This is a genomic window from Blautia sp. KLE_1732_HM_1032 (assembly GCF_025147905.1).
Classification (GTDB): domain Bacteria; phylum Bacillota; class Clostridia; order Lachnospirales; family Lachnospiraceae; genus Blautia_A; species Blautia_A fusiformis.
Map to the genome: position 1 here is coordinate 731,761 of NZ_CP102266.1, position 16,218 is coordinate 747,978.

The window sequence follows — 16,218 nt, forward strand, 5'->3', positions numbered from 1 at the left end:
AATGAAAAAAGGGAAAAAGATTGTGATCGGTGTGGCAGCAGTGGCTGTTGTGGCAGGCGGTATTTATGCGGCATCCGGTGCAGGCCGCGGGGAATCACAGACTCCGCAGATTGCTGTTACCAAAGCAGAGACAGGAGATGTGGAGGAGATCGTAGATGCGACCGGAACCGTTGTCAGTGATGAGCAGAAGACCTTTTATTCTCCTGTGAACGCACAGATCAAAAGCGTATCCTTTGCAGAAGGCGATACGGTTTCAAAGGGAACGAAGCTGATAGAGTTTGAAGTGAAGGATCTGGAGAGGGATAATCAGAAAGCAGAGCTGAATGTACAGTCCGGACAGTATGATTACAAAAATTCCATCAATAAATCCAATGAGGCCCAGCAGAAGCAGGACAGCGCAAAAGCAAAGGTTTCCAGTCTGGAACAGCAGGTAAGGGAGCAGCAGAATTATCTGGCTTCCCTGAGATCACAGCTGGCGTCTGTACAGGCTCAGGCTGCGGCAGATGCGCAGGCCCAGGCCCAGGCGGAGACCCAGGCAAAGGCAGAAGCCCAGGCTGCCAGGGATGCAGAGACTCAGAGAGCGTATTCGGAAGCGCTGACTACATATCAGAATGAGACACTTCCGCAGTACCAGCAGGAGCTGGGACAGCTGAATTCCGATTATGTAACGGCACAGAATGCTTATAATCAGGCAGATACCAGTTATAAGATGGCTTTTGCACAGTGGCAGGCAGAGCAGAGCGATGAGAATGCCCAGGCGCTGGATGAAGCGGAAGCAGCAAGAAGTCAGGCAGAGATCACCTGCCAGGAAGCAAAGGAAGCTTATGAGGATAAGAAGGCCAACCAGCCAAAAATGCCGGAGTATTCTGATTACAGCAATAGTGCGGCCGGTGATTTTGTTACCGATGGAGCTTCAGAGGAAACACAGGAGCTGACGGATCAGGCATCTGCGGATGCTTCTTCTGCAGGAAGTACAGTGGATACTTCTGCCATTGAGAATGCGATCGAACAGGCAACCTCTGATCTGGCGGATCTGCAGTCGGATCTTGCTTCCCAGAAATCCATTGCAGAGGCGGATTCTGCCAGCCTTACAGAAGAAGAGAAAGAAAAAATGCGTGTTAGCAACAATCTTACTGAGCTGGATGCAAAATCTGCGAAAGAGCTGGTAGAAGAAGGAAAGAAAGGCATTTCGGCGGATTTTAACGGCGTCATTTCCAAATCAGCAGTCCAGCAGGGCGCATCGGCAACACAGGGAATGGAGCTTTTTACCCTGCAGAATACAGATAAGGTCAGCATTGATATCAATGTGTCCAAGTATGACTACGATAAGGTAAAGGAAGGCCAGAATGCAGACATTACCATCGGTGACAGGAAATATACCGGCAAGGTGACAAAGATCAGTCACATTGCCACAACCAACGAAAAGGGTTCCACATTGATCCCTGCCACAGTGAGCATCGACAAGCCGGACAAGGATATTTTTCTGGGAGTAGATGCGAAGGTAAAGATCTATGCAGAAAAGGCAGAGGATGTGGTAACGCTTCCGGCAGGCGTGGTAAATATCGGCAAGGATGGTTCCTTCTGTTATGTGCTGAAGGATGGTGTGATCACAAAACAGGATGTCACTACAGGAATCAGTTCGGAGGATTCTGTTGAGATCACAGATGGAATTAAAGCCGGAGATAAGGTCATCGAGGATCTGGGCTCCCTGGAAGAGGGAATGAAGGCAGAGGCAGCAGCGGCAGACAGTGACAGTGCAGCAGAGACAGGGGAGACTGCTAATGAGTAATATTTATGAATATATCAAAATGGCGATCCATAATATCATGGCCAATAAGGGAAGATCCTTTCTCACCATGTTAGGGATCATCATCGGTATCGCATCTGTGATCGCCATTGTGTCCATCGGTGAGGGTACGAAGAATCAGATGAACAGCGAGATCAATGATATCGGCGGCGGCCAGATCGCTGTTTACTGCAGTGATGATGCCATAGCAGACCAGGTCTGGATCGAGCCGGAAGATATTGATGCAGTCCGGGAGCTGGATGGCGTGGAAGGTGTTAATGTTTCAGATTCCTATACAGGCGAGACCGTAACCGGAAAGGGTGATTTTAATCTTACAGTGACCGGGGAGGCCCAGGATGCCAAGCTGGTGGACAATGCTTCTGTGAAGTACGGAAGCTATTTCGGGCAGAAGGAGATCGAAGAGGGAAAAAACGTCTGCGTGATCTCCGATGCCGATGCGAAGAGGCTTTTCGGAACGGATGATGTAGTGGGAATGACACTGGACATTACCTGCTATGATCTGACCAAGACATTCCGCATCTGCGGAGTCACCACACAGAAAGAGAACGGAACCTTTGTCAGCTATACTTACGATGGAATGCCGGTGACCATAAATGTGCCTTATACGGCCATGGACGACTTTACCGGAAGCAGCGGAGAATTTTATCAGATCATAGTTCAGGCGGATAAGAGTCTGGATTCCCAGGCGGTCGCAGATAAGATCATAAATCTTCTTGAGAGACGTCACCAGTGTGCCGGAGATGAATATTTCCAGGTACAGAGCTTCCAGGATGTTATGAAATCCATGAATCAGATGCTTGGTATGGTGACTGCGTTTATCTCTTTTGTTGCGGGCATTTCCCTTCTGGTAGGTGGTATCGGTGTTATGAACATCATGCTGGTATCCGTCACAGAGCGTACCAGGGAGATCGGTATCCGGAAATCCCTTGGAGCGAAAACCTCGTCTATTATGTTACAGTTTCTTGCGGAGGCGGCGATCCTGACGATCATAGGCGGGCTGATCGGTATTGTGCTGGGGATTGCAGGCGGCTATGTGATCTGTGCGGTGATCAGCAGCAGTATGGGAATGACCATCACACCTGGGATCAGTGCGGGAACCATCCTGGCGGCTACGCTGTTCTCCTGTGCAGTAGGTGTGTTCTTCGGAATCTATCCGGCGAAAAAGGCAGCGAAACTGAGCCCGATCGAGGCACTTAGACGGAATTAAAAAACTGTTGCTTTTGCATCAAAAATAGCAATAAAAAATATTTTTAAAAAAAATCAAAAAAAGTTTCAAAAAACCCTTGACATTTTATAGGTCTTAGAGTATCATACATATTGTTGCAGCGGTGATACGAAATATCACAAAGGAAAAGCAACAAAGATGTGCGTTTAGCTCAGCTGGATAGAGCGTTTGGCTACGGACCAAAAGGTCGGGGGTTCGAATCCTCTAACGCACGTATGAAGCCTCTGGAATTGTTCCGGAGGCTTTTATTTTGTGTTTCGGAAACAGGCGAAAAATTGTATTGACACTGGTAGTGGGCCAGAGTAGAATAAAAAAACAGAAAAGAAAAATTCTTGTAAAGCTGTTTGTTTGATACAAGCAGCTTTTTTCAAAAGAAAAAGTGAACAATAACAAAAATACAGAATACCTGAAACACAGGTGAACCTATCAGGAGGAAAAAACAATGCCAGGATATCTGATCAAAGATACAACAAAAGAGGAACGTAAACAGATCGTGGAGGAATCCTTGGGAAATATTTCCGCGAACTGTGATGGCTGTATGGCGAGGCTTGCGGATATGTATCAGGATTATATTGACGGAAAGAAAGAAATCCGTGAGATCAATATGGAGTTCAATGCCAGGTATGTCCGTGGAGATATGGATAAAGAAGAAAAACGAAGCTGCCCGATGTAGCGAACGGAGATTAACAGAAGCATGGATCAAAATGAAGTAAAATATGATAAGCTGCTGAAGATCAAAACCACCGGTCGTGACGATTCCAGATCGGATCAGTACTGTTATCCATATGAACCAACGCCGTACTGTGTACTGGAACGGCTGGCGTATTGTGGATATCTGGGGAAAAAGAATCATCTGATCGACTATGGATGTGGAAAAGGCAGAGTGGATTTTTTTCTGGCGTGGCAGGTCAGATGCCGGACTACAGGCGTGGAGTACGATGAACGTATGACAAAAGCCGCAGAAGAAAACAGGCAGCGGGCTGTTTCCGGGACAAAAACATCATTTATACTGGAGAATGCAGCCCTTTTTCAGGTGCCGGAGTCTGCAGACAGATTTTATTTTTTTAATCCCTTTTCTGTGGAAATACTGAGAAGCGTCATCGGACGCATCCGGGAATCCTGGTATGAAAAAACAAGAAAAATGCTACTCTTTTTCTATTATCCATCTGACGAATATATTTCATATCTGATGACCGTAGCGGAATTGGAATTCCTGGACGAGATCGACTGTCAGGATCTTTTCGACGGAAAAAATCCCAGGGAGAGGATATTGGTATTTCAGATGGGAGAGGAGTAAAAACAACATGATAAAACTGATCGCAACAGACGTAGACGGAACTCTTGTAAAAGACGGGACCATGACTATCAATCCGGAATATATGACAGTGATCCGGAAGCTGACTGAGCTGGGAATCACCTTTGTGGTGTGTTCCGGGCGGCAGTATGACAGTGAGAGGAAGCTGTTTGAGCCGGTGAAGGATCTGGTGTATTTTGTGTCAGATGGCGGTACGGTGATCCGGAAGAATGATAAGATCCTGAAGGTACATACACTTCCGGATGAGGTTTGGAAACGCATGCATCATATGGTGAAAGCAAAAATGCCGGAATGTGACTGCTTTATTGCCACACCGGAGTGCTGCTATGCGGAGAATGAGAATGGAAGGATGTTCCGGTGGCTGCGGGATTCCTATGGCTATGATATGAGAAAAGTGGACGATCTTTCTTCTCTTCAGGGAAAACAGGTGCTGAAATTCTCTGTCTATCACCCGGAACGGTGCGAGGAGCTTTGTGCCCCGTATTTTACACCGGCATGGAGGGATAAGGTAACGCTGGCGGCTGCCGGAAAAGAATGGATGGACAGTACACCGCCGGAGGGCGAAAAAAGTACAGCTGTCGAATTTATCCAGCAACAGTTAGGGATTTCTCCGGAGGAAACCTGTACATTTGGAGATAACCTCAACGATATTGCCATGCTTCAGAAAGCGGGAAGGAGCTATGCGGTAGCTAACGCCAGAGCGGAAGTGCAGGCAGCAGCCAGGGAAGTATGTCCGTCATACAGTGAAGACGGAGTCTTACAGATTCTGAAGGGGATTGTTTCTGAAAGCGGAAAATAATAAAGATACATAAAATATGTGCTTTCGGTAAAGAAAAGTCACCGGCCAGGGGTTGACTTTTAAAAACAATTCTGTTAAATTGAAAAAAATTGAAAATTTTAATTCCATGAGGGAGTAGTTCGCACGTAAGTGTGATTTGTCAACAGACCCGGTTTTTTCTGAAAAACCTGGCAAATCTTAAAGAATGAGACTCATGTATGCTTTGTTATATTTTATTGCAGCAGGGCATACATGGGTCTTTTTTATGTAACAAAAGAATGCCGGAAAGAATTTTTTCAGCAAGGCGGGCGACAATGAATCTCCGGGTTATGGGAAATAAAAAAAGAAAGTGAGAAGAAAAATGGAAAATCTGGTAAACAGTTCACCGCTGATCCTTGTGTTAGTTTTTCTTGTGATCGGCTTTGTGTTCCTGATGAAGGGTGCGGATTTCTTTGTAGAAGGAAGCTCCAGTATCGCAAAAAGGCTGAAGGTGCCGCCGATCATCATCGGCCTTACTATTGTGGCAATGGGAACATCATTGCCGGAAACTGCAGTCAGCGTTACAGCGTCACTGGTCAATAACAATGAGCTTGCGGTCAGCAATGTGGTAGGTTCCAATATTTTTAACCTGATGGTGGTTGTTGGAGTCTGTTCCATCCTGACGCCGATCCTGGTACAGAAGGAAACCATCCGGAGGGATATTCCGTTTTCCATGATCTGTGCGCTCCTTCTTCTGGGGCTGGGGATCCTGGCAGCAGGAGATACGATCGGAATGAGACTTGGTCATCTGGATGGAATGATCCTGCTGGGATTTTTTGCAGGCTATATTGTGGTAATGATCCAAAGTGCCATGAAGGCCAGGGCAGCAGAAAAAAATGTGGACATGGAAGGAATGGAAGAGCTGGAAGAAGAAATCGGCATCCTTTCCTGGCCGAAGAGCATCCTTTTTATTGTGGGAGGCGCACTTGCCATTGCCTTTGGCGGAGATCTTACGGTGGATGCTGCCAGCCGCATTGCCATTGATCTTGGAATGAGCCAGACACTGGTGGGACTGACCATTGTTTCCATCGGAACTTCCCTTCCGGAGCTGGTGACTTCCGTGGTTGCAGCCAGAAAGAACGAAGTGGATATGGCTGTGGGAAATGCGGTAGGCTCCAATATTTTCAATATCCTGATGGTTCTCGGAGTTGCATCTGCCATCAATCCGGTGGCACTGATCCGGGAAAATATTATTGATATTGTCATACTTATCGTGTTCTCGCTGATCGTGTGGATCTATGCGGCCACAAAGCAGAGGATCAGCCGGAAAGAGGGAATTTCCATGGTGTGTATGTACCTGATCTATGCAGGGTATATTATCTGGAGATAGCTGCTGTGGGCATGCAGCTGGTCCGACGTGGACAATAGTATCGTATAGGGTTTATATCAATGCAATTTATAAGAAAAGCTCCAACCGTATCAATATCGGGATACAGTTGGAGCTTTTCTGCAATTATGCTCATTTGCACTCAGAAGAGAAAGCTTTTTTTGAGGATTCTTCTGAAGCGCTCTTCTGATGCGGGGTCATATCATCACTGTCCGTCATCAGATATTTGCGGACGGCAAAAAGAATGGCGATACCGATGATCCCGATCAGTGTCTGTACAGGATCGAGATGTTCCACGACCATCTGCCTTGCTGTTGCAAAAAGCAGGACTTCGACAACAGTCTGGGCGGAATGGCGGCAAAGCATTTTTACAAACTCCACACCGACTACAAGGGACAGTGCCTGTGACAGGAAACTGGTAAAAAAGCTGGTGTCCATATCCATGATGGAGGTACCGGCAGTTGTAAGGATCAGACGCAGTCCGGACAGTGCGATCACGATAATGATCACGATGGATAATGCGATTTCTGTGTAACGGGCTGTGTTGTAGATCAGTTCGTTAAAATGCTTGCGGATATTGTGGTTAACGGCGGTTCTGTCTTTCATGAGAAGTTATCCTTTCTTTTTCGCAGAAGCGGGATGATCGATAAAACGGGTTGCAAAATAGCCGAATACGCAGGTGATGACAACCATACATGGCAAAAACAGCCAGAAGCGCTGCTGGCTCATGGTGTTGAACCATGGCGCATTGGCCTGCAGGATCATAATGATGGGCATATGCCACAGATAGATCCCGTACTGGTTCCGGGCTACGAAGTACAGCGGACGCAGAAACCTGAAATCCATTTCCGGCAGGAGGGAGAATCCCACAAGCAGTATACTGAGCAGGATCGCCAGGATGGAATGTGCCGGATAACCGGAGGAAGCAGTGCCATAAAGCCCGTGACTGTGATAATAAAAGATCCATACCAGGATCAGTGCAGTGCTTGCAATAGAAACCGGAAGTCCAAGCTTCAGCCGGTAATCCTGCATACGATCTCCGGTCTGTTTCCAGAAAGCGGCAGCAGCCATTCCCAGCACGAAATTATCCAGCGCAGAGAATACCTGACGCTCGTATACAAAATATACAGAGTTATCCGAAATCCCGGAATTGTGGAGATAGCGGACAACGGCGAACCGGCAGATAACAGTGAAAACAATGGATACAATGGCAGATACAAGCCAGTTTTTCCGGACAGCCTTATAAAGGAACGGGGCGATCAGATAAAACTGAAAGATCACGCCCATCGTCCACAGCGCACCATTGATGGAACCATGAGTCACCGGGGAAAAGTTCTCCGTGAATGTATAGTACGCAAGGATGTGACGAAGTCCCTCATTGCTGAACATCTGCGTGGACATAAAGATCAGAAGGACCGTGATACATACATAATACTGGGGCATAATGCGGATGCAGCGCTTTTTCATAAAAGCCCGCCAGCCGGGGAGACAGCATCGCGCCTCCGAAGAAGAAAGGGAAAGATAAATCCCATATCCGCTTAACAGGAAAAACAGTGTAACTCCTACTTCACCTCCAAGAGTCAGAAGTGTGTGGATGGCTGTATGCGACTGCCATGGCTGCCCGGACAGAACGTAGCAGTGATACAGCATAATGTAGAGGATCGCCCCCGCACGGAGCAGATCGATATTTTTGATACGCTTCATAAATAAATCCTTTCCTGAAAAAAATAAGTCTGCCCCATGACTGAAACGGGCAGACAGAGATAGGTTTAGTATAGCATGAACGTGGGAGATTGGAAAGCTGTCGGAGGGAACCGTAACGAAAAATTTATTATTGCAGAATGATGTCATTGCACTGATTGACGACGCCGGAGAGACTGTAGTAGAATACAAGTATAGCAGCTGGGGAAAAATCTGTCAGAGATAAACTGGATCACTGCCGCTTCCGCAGGACTTGGAACCGCTATGGGATTTTTGGGAATTGGTGGTTCGACAACAGGTGCAGTTGTAAGTGGTGTTACTTCGTTTGCAAGTGATTATTATGAAAATAGAGATTTTACAAGCGCGGTTATAAATGGTGCGGTAAGTGCGGGAATATCATTAATTTGGAGTGCTGTAGATAATATTATAGTACCAAAGCAAAATCAAAAAGGATATTTGAAATATATGAGAAAAGATTACCATGACGCAAATCGAAGAATTTCAAATATGAACCTTTCATTCGCAGAGGCATTACCGCTACGAAGGGCAGTTAATGAAGAAAAAAATGAAAAAATGAGGCAATTAACAGGAAAGCAAATAATTTCTTATTCTAGAAATTATTGGAGTAATAGGAAGGTTAATTCTAATATTGTAATACGAAAGTATGGGAGAGTTATTGGCGGGGGAGGTGAGTATACTCCAGGAAAAGGAATGCGGTATATGAAGTGTTATGAGTATTTAGGAAAGTTATATTGGCTTTACGTATAATTTTGGCATATAAAATATATGAGAAACGTATTGGTGGGAAAGGTATTCTCACCAATACAAAACGGTATGTATTTAATAATTAGGGGGGATTAGAATAGACCGAAGGAAAAGAAAAAAGATACCTGAAAAAATTTTATTATTTTGTATTTTATTCTTGTCATATCGTTGGATTTTTGAAGATGATGGATTCACATTTGGAATAGCCGGTTTGGGATATTTGGCATTGACTGGATGGGTATTCAGATGTGGCGAAACACCGGATCAGGATATTTCTTCGGAAAGTGTAGATGAAAATCCTCTATATGTTTATGGGATGATGAGAAAAAATCGAAAATGGCTTTCCGGAATCAGAGGGTGTTTTCTGTTTCAAATGTTGCTTTTGACAGATGTTTTTTTTGCAGCAGTATATTCCTGTTGGAAATGTTGGACGAATAGCAGTGGGAATGATGCGATTGAAAAAGCGTTATTATCACTGCATATTTTAATGATAGTGGGGTATGTTGAATTTCTGAAGCATAGTGTTAGGATTCATGCAAGAAGCTACATGTATATAGAGAATAAAAAAGGAATCTGGATGCCATTCAGTTTTATCTGTTACAAATACGAGAAGTTAATAGATATCAAAATAACTTTTCCAGAAGAGGTCGAAGAGCGAAACGTTGTATTTGAAAAGGAGCTTTTACATAACCAGTACCAAAAAAAGTCAGAATATGAACTGGACGAAAAAGGAAAAGTAAGTTTTTTCAAGAAAAATAGAAATAATCAGGTGAATATCTGGGCGCTTATAGATATTACAGATATGGATAGAAATGATGTTTTGTTGTTAAATGATAAATTTGCAGAGTTCTGGATCAATGAGATGAGCAGAGAAGAAAAAAAGAATGATATTCGTTTTACATTTGTAATCCAGGTAGATGAAATAAATGATTACCTGCAGGAAACTTTTTATGAAAGCGGGGGAATCTTTATGGATAAGCACAGAAGCCGGCTGCCTGTATTATATGTACGCAAACACGATATCCTGAAAGTAAAATGGGCTGATAATAATTCAAGATATACGAATATCAATAAGGAAATGAGAAAAGAGTTAAAGAAAATATATGATGATTCGGAGATAGAATCCATTAATAGCTGAAGAAAGGAATCATATGGCGAATCTGATATTGAGCATTTTCGAAAGAGTTATAACAATATTAATGTTTATTGCATTGGCGGTTGCTCTCGTATGCAAGAAAAAATCTAAAAAGGTACCGCTTTTTATAATCAGACCAATTTTTTTGGTTGGCTTGTTATTTATCATGTTTCAGGCAGTATTTGTGCAGCGAAATTTTACCTCGCTGGATAAAGCGATTCGGGCATATGATGTTAAGGCGAAGCCAATAGCAACCTTGCAGGATGAGAAATCTACATATGTTATCATGGATGAAGATGGATCTATTGAAGGAAGAATTTTTCCAAAAAATGGAAAGAAATGGAAATTGCCGGATTCAGCATTTTTCAGAAAAAGTATGAGCTATCCTTCAGAAGATGCCAATATTGATATGAGATCAATAGAAATACATGGAGTATGGTATATTGTAATACTCCCACATTATCTTATGGGGGAGAATTCTATAGATGAGGTTCACGATTCGGCTGGAACAGAATTTTTAAAAGCGGAATATGAGAATATAACGGTATATTATGGATATCTGAAAACGAAACCAGACGATTACTGGATTTCTGTAGATGGAGATAAAGTAGAGATCAATCTGTGAAGCGTCAAGATTGTAGGAAAAAGAGGACATAAAAATGAATATTTCACTATCTAACTGGTGGTCGTGGGGAATCTTATTGCTGTTGCTCATGATAGTGGCAGTTGTGGATTCCAGGAAAAGAATCCCACGAAAAATATCCATATTTATACTGGTTCCGCTTTTGTCTGTGGTCATCATATTTATGATGTCCGAAAATAACAAAGAGGCTGAACAAAGTTTCCATACACTTGAGGAAGCAGTAACAGCCTATGATGATCGGTCAGATGTCGTGGCGACATTACGAGGAAAAACTTCAGCATTGGTTATTATGGATGATGGAGATGTGATGGACTCACAGATTTTTGAAAAAACAGAAAGCGGCTGGAAACTTCCGGAAGATTCAGAGTTTCAGGACACAAAGCGTTTTACAGGAGACAGGATTATAGTAGACGTATCTACCGTAGCAGTTGATGGGGAATGGTATGTTGTGGTGTCACCATATCCGGGAATAAAATCTCCCATAACGAATGTATACGATTCGGAAGGAACAGAATTTTCCGAAGCAAAAGGAAGTGAAAACGTTTACTATGGATATCTGAAAAAATACCCAGAGGACTACTGGGTTTCTGCAAATGGACAGAAGATGGTTCCAATCGGGTTTTTGAAGGATTGGGTCAGAACTGGATGGAAAATAATAAGTAGTCATTAAAATAATAGATATCATAAAACAAAAGATTATTGGATTTCTATAAATGGGGAGAAGATATCGCTTGAGTGAAAAAACAAAACGTTTTTTTCTAATAACATTACTTCTGACACCAGCTTGCTACCAGATCATGCCGGAGATCAGAATGGCATTAGTATTGGCGGCAATGGGAGAAGCTGTATTATCGGCAGATAGAATTTGGGCAAGAAATGAAAGTTTTCCTTTTGCAAATTTATATGATGACAGGAATCCTCTGTATGTACGAAAAATGTTGAAAAATAGGAAATGGTTTTCCGGAATAAATGGATATTTTGTAGTACAGATTTTGCTTTTGAGTTATGTTCTTGTGATGACAGCAGGGTTCATTTCTGATCATATAATACATAGAAGATATCAGGAAATCAGACTGGAATTTTTCTGGATTTACTGGGGAATAATAATGAGTCTTGGTGTAGTGGAGGCATATTATATCCATATTTATAAGAAAAGTTTCTGCTATCCGAGAAATAAAAAAGGTATCTGGATGCCATTCAGCTTTATCGGATATGAAATGCAGGGACTGGCAGGAAGGATACTGCCTGATCCAACAGAAGAAACGGAGAAAAATCAGCCTCTGGTGTTTGAAGAATGTCTTTTTAAAAGCGGATATGCTAAAAAAGCAAATTATATATTAAAAGAGAATGATCAAATCTGTTTTTATCAGAAAAGAAAAATTCAACAGGTAAACTTATGGGCGATCATTGATATAGCAGATATGGAGAAAATGCATATCCAGCTTCTGAATGATGTATTTGAGATTTTCTGGTGTAATGAGCTGACCAGAGAAGAAAAAAAGAAAGATGTACGTTTTACCTTTGTAATCCAGACTGAGAGAATCAATGATGCTATAGGCAGGATTTTTTATGACGGGTCAGGAATACGAATGTATAAACATCGAAGTCGTATGGCTGTTTTGTATGAGAAAAAACATGACATCATAAAAATAAAATGTACGGACCGTAAGTCCAGATATAAAAATATTTATAGAGAAATGAGAGAAGAACTGAAGCGGGTGATCGGAAGACGGGATATAGATCTGTAGACTGTATGCAAAGGGAATGTGAAAAAAATATGCTGATCAAAGTGATAGAACCAATTGTATATCTGATAATTATTGTTAATCTGGTGATCGCTATTTCTTATAAAAGAAAATCAAAAAAGACACCAGTTAAGGTTGTTGTACCAATTGTTATATTAGGAATCGGACTCTTTGTGTGTGATACAATATATACTCACCGAAGTTTCAGTTCTGTAGAGAAAGCTGTAGAAGCATATGGTGATAATGCTGAGATTATCCGTATTCTCCAGGGAGAAAATTCTACATATGTTATCATGGATAATGAAGGAACAGTAGAGGGGAAGATCTTTCCGGAAAGTTCTGGAAAATGGAAATTGCCAGATTCTATATTTTATGGTACAGGCAGAGAGTATCAAGATGTAAAGATAAATGTCGATATGTCAACGATAGAAATCAATGGGGAATGGTATGTACTGGTAGCACCGAATGATGATAATTATGTAATAGCCGATGTGAAGGATTCTGTAGGAACAGAATTTCTGGAAGCAGAAAATAACAAAAATGAAAAGATATGTTATGGATACATGGAACACAAACCGAAAGATTACTGGATTTCTGTAAATGGAGAGAAGATATCACTTGATTAAAAGAATATGTATTGGAAAAGAAAGAGACAATTATACAGAAAAATGATCGACATGTTGAGCAAGTCAATTTATTTGTGCGTATATGTCCTGGTATTTGGAGGATTACTGAACTCTTTTTATTTCTATTTGGCGCCGGTAGGTGTAATGGAAATTTTGGCAGTTCTGGTAAGCCTGATGATCTCAAATATTCTATTTATTCCTACGGTTATTATACCGTCAAGATGGAAAACCCCTTATAATGTGCCGGATAGTTATAACTGTCAGAATCCATTTTATGTACACGGTATGTTAAATGACAAAAAGGAATCGAAATATGCTCTTCCTATCAGGAAAAACGGAAAGTTAAAAAGTTTTTTGTTTTTGCGAAAAATAATGATTCTGTGGCTGGGAGTGTATTTTACATATCTGGGGATGCAGTATGTAAATCCAGGTATAAATAGTACAGTGATAGAAATCCTTCTGAATATCTCGCTGGCTTTTATGATCATGGCAAGATCATGCATGTGGATATTTTATGTGAAATTTTATAAAAAGAATTATAAATACCCAACAGATAAAGAAGGAAATTGGGCGCCATTCAGTTTTCTGTGCCAGAATATCAATATGTATTATGAAAATCCGGTGTGTTACAGGGATTTACAGATACATTCTGATGTAATGGAAAAAGATTTTGGAATTTATCAATATATAAATACGTATAAAGCTCCTCGAAATGGAAAAACTTTTTTCTACAGATATGACAAAACAGATGAGATACATATTTTGGCATATGTAAAAACAGATTTGTTTCAGGAAGCGGATATCGGAAAATTAAATAAAGCTTTTGTAGAATTTTGGAAACAGTATATTACAACGAAAGAGGAAAAAAAGGAAATATATTTTTCCTTTGTGCTGGAAGTAGAAGATGATAATCGTGTTCTGAAGAGCATTGTACGGAATAATTCAGGGATAATGATGTATAAAAGACGATACCGTCTTGGAGCGGTATATAACCGTTATTATAATCGCTTGGAAATCCTTCCGTTATATAGATATTCGAGATGTAAAAAACAATATGAGAAAATGAAAAAAGATCTGTTGGATTGTCTGGGCATATCGGATGTTGTATAGGCCTGACGACTAGGGGGGGATCATAATAAACCGAAAAAGAAAAAAAATATACCTGAAAAAATTTTGTTATTTTGTATTTTATTTTTGTCATATCGTTGGATTTTTGAAGATGATGGATTCACATTTGGAATAGCCGGTTTGGGATATTTGGCATTGACTGGATGGGTATTCAGATTTGGCGGAACACCGGATCAGGATATTTCTTCGGAAAGTGTAGATGAAAATCCTTTATATGTTTATGGGATGATGAGAAAAAATCGAAAATGGCTTTCCGGAATCAGAGGGTGTTTTCTGTTTCAAATGTTGCTTTTGACAGATGTTTTTTTTGCAGCAGTATATTCCTGTTGGAAATGTTGGACGAATAGCAGTGGGAATGATGCGATTGAAAAAGCGTTATTATCACTGTATATTTTAATGACAGCGGGGTATGTTCAATTTTTGAAGCATAGTGCTAGGATTCATGCAAGAAGCTACATGTATATAGAGAATAAAAAAGGAATCTGGATGCCATTCAGTTTTATTTGTTGCAAATATGAGAGGTTAATAGATATCAAAATAACTTTTCCAGAAGAGGTCGAAGAGCGAAAGGTTGTATTTGGAAAAGGGCTTTTACATAACCAGTACCAAAAAAAGTCAGAATATGAACTGGACGAAAAAGGAAAAGTAAGTTTTTTCAAGAAAAATAGAAATAATCAGGTGAATATCTGGGCGCTTATAGATATTACAGATATGGATAGAAATGATGTTTTGTTGTTAAATGATAAATTTGCAGAGTTCTGGATCAATGAGATGAGCAGAGAAGAAAAAAAGAAGGATATTCGTTTTACATTTGTAATCCAGGTAGATGAAATGAATGATTATCTGCAGGAAATTTTTTATGAAAGCCAGGGAATCTTTATGGATAAGCACAGAAGCCGGCTGCCTGTATTATATATACGCAAACACGATATCCTGAAAGTAAAATGGGCTGATAATGATTCAAAATATATAAGTATCAATAAGGAAATGAGAAAAGAGTTCATGACAAATTTTATATCTAATTTTCGATTATCCGCATAAACACTATACTTTCAAGTATTTTGAAGTATAGAAAAAACTCATTTTACCACGAATTTACCACGATTGAATGAGCCTTGATATGACCTATAAAATAACACCCAAAAGACATCATTACACCTAAATGGTGTCTTTTTAAAAAGCAGTCAATCCTAAGACTAACTGCTTTGTGTGTATGGATATGAAATTGTCAAACTGGGATTTGTCTTACAACAATTTATATATGCATAAAAAGCAATATATTTATGAAAACACCCTAAATCCAAAATCTACTCAATTCATTTTTCCTTACATAAAATGTTCTCGTATATTTCACTTCCTCACCAAGTGTTTCCCCTATCAAAACTTCAAAATCATTGATATCAAATTCTGGAAAGAATGTATCTCCATCTTCAATATTTAAATCTACTTCTGTGATATACATTTTATCTACTATTTGCAAAGCTTCCTTAAATAGTCCATATCCACCAGATATGTATACATCTCGTCCTTTAGCCAATAATAATGCATCTTCTAATGATTTAACTGAAACTAAATTATCTCCTTGATACTCTGTTGTGGTGGAAACAACAATATTCATTCTATTAGGCAACGGATGACCGATTTCTTCATAAGACTTTCGCCCCATAATAACCACATTACCCGTTGTTAACTCTCTAAATTGCTTTTGTTCTCCCTTTATTTTCCATGGTATATTACCATTCTTGCCTATAACATTATTCTTTGACCTCGCAACAATCAAACCTATCATCTATTTCATCCTCCATAATATGATGTCGTACCTGTGATTCCATCAAGTGCACCACATCTTAACAAACTCAAAATTATCTCGAACTAACCAGCTCGACAAATTCTAGTTTGTCCGTTTCTTCATATCCACATTATATCATTTTCATATCTGCACCACAATAAAATTTTATGCACCGATAATCTTAGTGAACAGCTC

17 protein-coding genes and 1 tRNA gene are annotated in these 16,218 nt (G+C 40.8%); 15 read left to right on the forward strand and 3 right to left on the reverse strand.

Annotated features, from left to right (window positions below; translation table 11 throughout):
- Nucleotide 1: 1 nt before the first annotated feature.
- The 7 genes from NQ489_RS03670 to NQ489_RS03700 all read left to right on the forward strand — a co-directional run bounded on the left by NQ489_RS03670 (nt 2) and on the right by NQ489_RS03700 (nt 6,494).
- Nucleotides 2-1,789, forward strand: a complete 1,788-nt coding sequence (locus NQ489_RS03670) for an efflux RND transporter periplasmic adaptor subunit (protein ID WP_015527480.1) — start codon at nt 2-4, stop codon at nt 1,787-1,789.
- Nucleotides 1,782-3,014 carry an ABC transporter permease gene (locus NQ489_RS03675; protein ID WP_015527479.1) on the forward strand — a complete coding sequence of 411 codons (1,233 nt, stop codon included), beginning with the start codon at nt 1,782-1,784 and terminating at the stop codon, nt 3,012-3,014. Before NQ489_RS03670 ends, NQ489_RS03675 begins: the two co-directional genes overlap by 8 nt.
- Before the next feature lie 158 nt (nt 3,015-3,172).
- Nucleotides 3,173-3,246 (forward strand) — tRNA-Arg (locus NQ489_RS03680).
- A gap of 228 nt (nt 3,247-3,474) precedes the next feature.
- Nucleotides 3,475-3,705: a hypothetical protein gene (locus tag NQ489_RS03685; protein WP_021650258.1), complete on the forward strand. Its 231-nt coding sequence runs from the start codon at nt 3,475-3,477 to the stop codon at nt 3,703-3,705.
- Nucleotides 3,706-3,726: 21 nt separating this feature from the next.
- Complete coding sequence (locus tag NQ489_RS03690; protein ID WP_021650259.1) at nt 3,727-4,329, forward strand: class I SAM-dependent methyltransferase; 603 nt, start codon at nt 3,727-3,729, stop codon at nt 4,327-4,329.
- Nucleotides 4,330-4,336: 7 nt separating this feature from the next.
- Nucleotides 4,337-5,146: a Cof-type HAD-IIB family hydrolase gene (locus NQ489_RS03695; protein ID WP_021650260.1), complete on the forward strand. Its 810-nt coding sequence runs from the start codon at nt 4,337-4,339 to the stop codon at nt 5,144-5,146.
- Nucleotides 5,147-5,486: 340 nt separating this feature from the next.
- Nucleotides 5,487-6,494 carry a calcium/sodium antiporter gene (locus tag NQ489_RS03700; RefSeq protein WP_021650262.1) on the forward strand — a complete coding sequence of 336 codons (1,008 nt, stop codon included), beginning with the start codon at nt 5,487-5,489 and terminating at the stop codon, nt 6,492-6,494.
- A gap of 129 nt (nt 6,495-6,623) precedes the next feature.
- On the opposite strand, the gene NQ489_RS03705 is transcribed toward NQ489_RS03700, so the two are convergent.
- Complete coding sequence (locus NQ489_RS03705) at nt 6,624-7,097, reverse strand: hypothetical protein (RefSeq protein ID WP_021650263.1); 474 nt, start codon at nt 7,095-7,097, stop codon at nt 6,624-6,626.
- A gap of 6 nt (nt 7,098-7,103) precedes the next feature.
- Nucleotides 7,104-8,195, reverse strand: coding sequence for an acyltransferase family protein (locus NQ489_RS03710; protein WP_021650264.1), 1,092 nt, complete (start codon nt 8,193-8,195; stop codon nt 7,104-7,106).
- A 261-nt stretch (nt 8,196-8,456) separates the two neighbouring features.
- Between NQ489_RS03710 and NQ489_RS03715 the strand changes: the two genes are divergently transcribed.
- From NQ489_RS03715 to NQ489_RS03750, 8 genes are all read left to right on the forward strand, one after another.
- Complete coding sequence (locus NQ489_RS03715; RefSeq protein WP_021650265.1) at nt 8,457-8,960, forward strand: hypothetical protein; 504 nt, start codon at nt 8,457-8,459, stop codon at nt 8,958-8,960.
- A gap of 208 nt (nt 8,961-9,168) precedes the next feature.
- Entirely contained in the window at nt 9,169-10,095 is a 927-nt protein-coding gene (locus NQ489_RS03720; protein ID WP_227945585.1) for a hypothetical protein, read from the forward strand.
- A gap of 13 nt (nt 10,096-10,108) precedes the next feature.
- On the forward strand, nt 10,109-10,717 hold the full coding sequence (locus NQ489_RS03725) for a hypothetical protein (protein ID WP_022427313.1): 609 nt from the start codon (nt 10,109-10,111) through the stop codon (nt 10,715-10,717).
- A gap of 34 nt (nt 10,718-10,751) precedes the next feature.
- Complete coding sequence (locus tag NQ489_RS03730) at nt 10,752-11,405, forward strand: hypothetical protein (protein ID WP_021650214.1); 654 nt, start codon at nt 10,752-10,754, stop codon at nt 11,403-11,405.
- 61 nt (nt 11,406-11,466) lie between these two features.
- On the forward strand, nt 11,467-12,483 hold the full coding sequence (locus NQ489_RS03735; RefSeq protein ID WP_044960486.1) for a hypothetical protein: 1,017 nt from the start codon (nt 11,467-11,469) through the stop codon (nt 12,481-12,483).
- Nucleotides 12,484-12,512: 29 nt separating this feature from the next.
- Nucleotides 12,513-13,106, forward strand: a complete 594-nt coding sequence (locus NQ489_RS03740; protein ID WP_156906896.1) for a hypothetical protein — start codon at nt 12,513-12,515, stop codon at nt 13,104-13,106.
- A 762-nt stretch (nt 13,107-13,868) separates the two neighbouring features.
- The gene (locus tag NQ489_RS03745; protein ID WP_156906895.1) at nt 13,869-14,216 is read left to right on the forward strand and encodes a hypothetical protein; all 348 of its coding nucleotides are present in this window, start codon (nt 13,869-13,871) and stop codon (nt 14,214-14,216) included.
- 138 nt (nt 14,217-14,354) lie between these two features.
- Nucleotides 14,355-15,275, forward strand: coding sequence for a hypothetical protein (locus NQ489_RS03750; RefSeq protein ID WP_227945586.1), 921 nt, complete (start codon nt 14,355-14,357; stop codon nt 15,273-15,275).
- A 253-nt stretch (nt 15,276-15,528) separates the two neighbouring features.
- On the opposite strand, the gene dfrF is transcribed toward NQ489_RS03750, so the two are convergent.
- Nucleotides 15,529-16,023 (reverse strand): trimethoprim-resistant dihydrofolate reductase DfrF, encoded by a 495-nt coding sequence (gene dfrF / locus NQ489_RS03755; protein WP_002322211.1) that lies wholly within the window; start codon nt 16,021-16,023, stop codon nt 15,529-15,531.
- Nucleotides 16,024-16,218: the final 195 nt, after the last annotated feature.

What these genes read in the sequence shown, in the direction of transcription:
- NQ489_RS03725 (WP_022427313.1), top strand. Translation starts at nt 10,109, where the DNA reads ATGGCGAATCTGATATTGAGCATTTTCGAAAGAGTTATAACAATATTA.
- NQ489_RS03740 (WP_156906896.1), top strand. Translation starts at nt 12,513, where the DNA reads ATGCTGATCAAAGTGATAGAACCAATTGTATATCTGATAATTATTGTT.
- NQ489_RS03685 (WP_021650258.1), top strand. Translation starts at nt 3,475, where the DNA reads ATGCCAGGATATCTGATCAAAGATACAACAAAAGAGGAACGTAAACAG.
- NQ489_RS03700 (WP_021650262.1), top strand. Translation starts at nt 5,487, where the DNA reads ATGGAAAATCTGGTAAACAGTTCACCGCTGATCCTTGTGTTAGTTTTT.
- NQ489_RS03705 (WP_021650263.1), bottom strand. Translation starts at nt 7,097, where the DNA reads ATGAAAGACAGAACCGCCGTTAACCACAATATCCGCAAGCATTTTAAC.
- dfrF (WP_002322211.1), bottom strand. Translation starts at nt 16,023, where the DNA reads ATGATAGGTTTGATTGTTGCGAGGTCAAAGAATAATGTTATAGGCAAG.
- NQ489_RS03675 (WP_015527479.1), top strand. Translation starts at nt 1,782, where the DNA reads ATGAGTAATATTTATGAATATATCAAAATGGCGATCCATAATATCATG.
- NQ489_RS03730 (WP_021650214.1), top strand. Translation starts at nt 10,752, where the DNA reads ATGAATATTTCACTATCTAACTGGTGGTCGTGGGGAATCTTATTGCTG.
- NQ489_RS03710 (WP_021650264.1), bottom strand. Translation starts at nt 8,195, where the DNA reads ATGAAGCGTATCAAAAATATCGATCTGCTCCGTGCGGGGGCGATCCTC.
- NQ489_RS03690 (WP_021650259.1), top strand. Translation starts at nt 3,727, where the DNA reads ATGGATCAAAATGAAGTAAAATATGATAAGCTGCTGAAGATCAAAACC.
- NQ489_RS03670 (WP_015527480.1), top strand. Translation starts at nt 2, where the DNA reads ATGAAAAAAGGGAAAAAGATTGTGATCGGTGTGGCAGCAGTGGCTGTT.
- NQ489_RS03715 (WP_021650265.1), top strand. Translation starts at nt 8,457, where the DNA reads ATGGGATTTTTGGGAATTGGTGGTTCGACAACAGGTGCAGTTGTAAGT.
- NQ489_RS03695 (WP_021650260.1), top strand. Translation starts at nt 4,337, where the DNA reads ATGATAAAACTGATCGCAACAGACGTAGACGGAACTCTTGTAAAAGAC.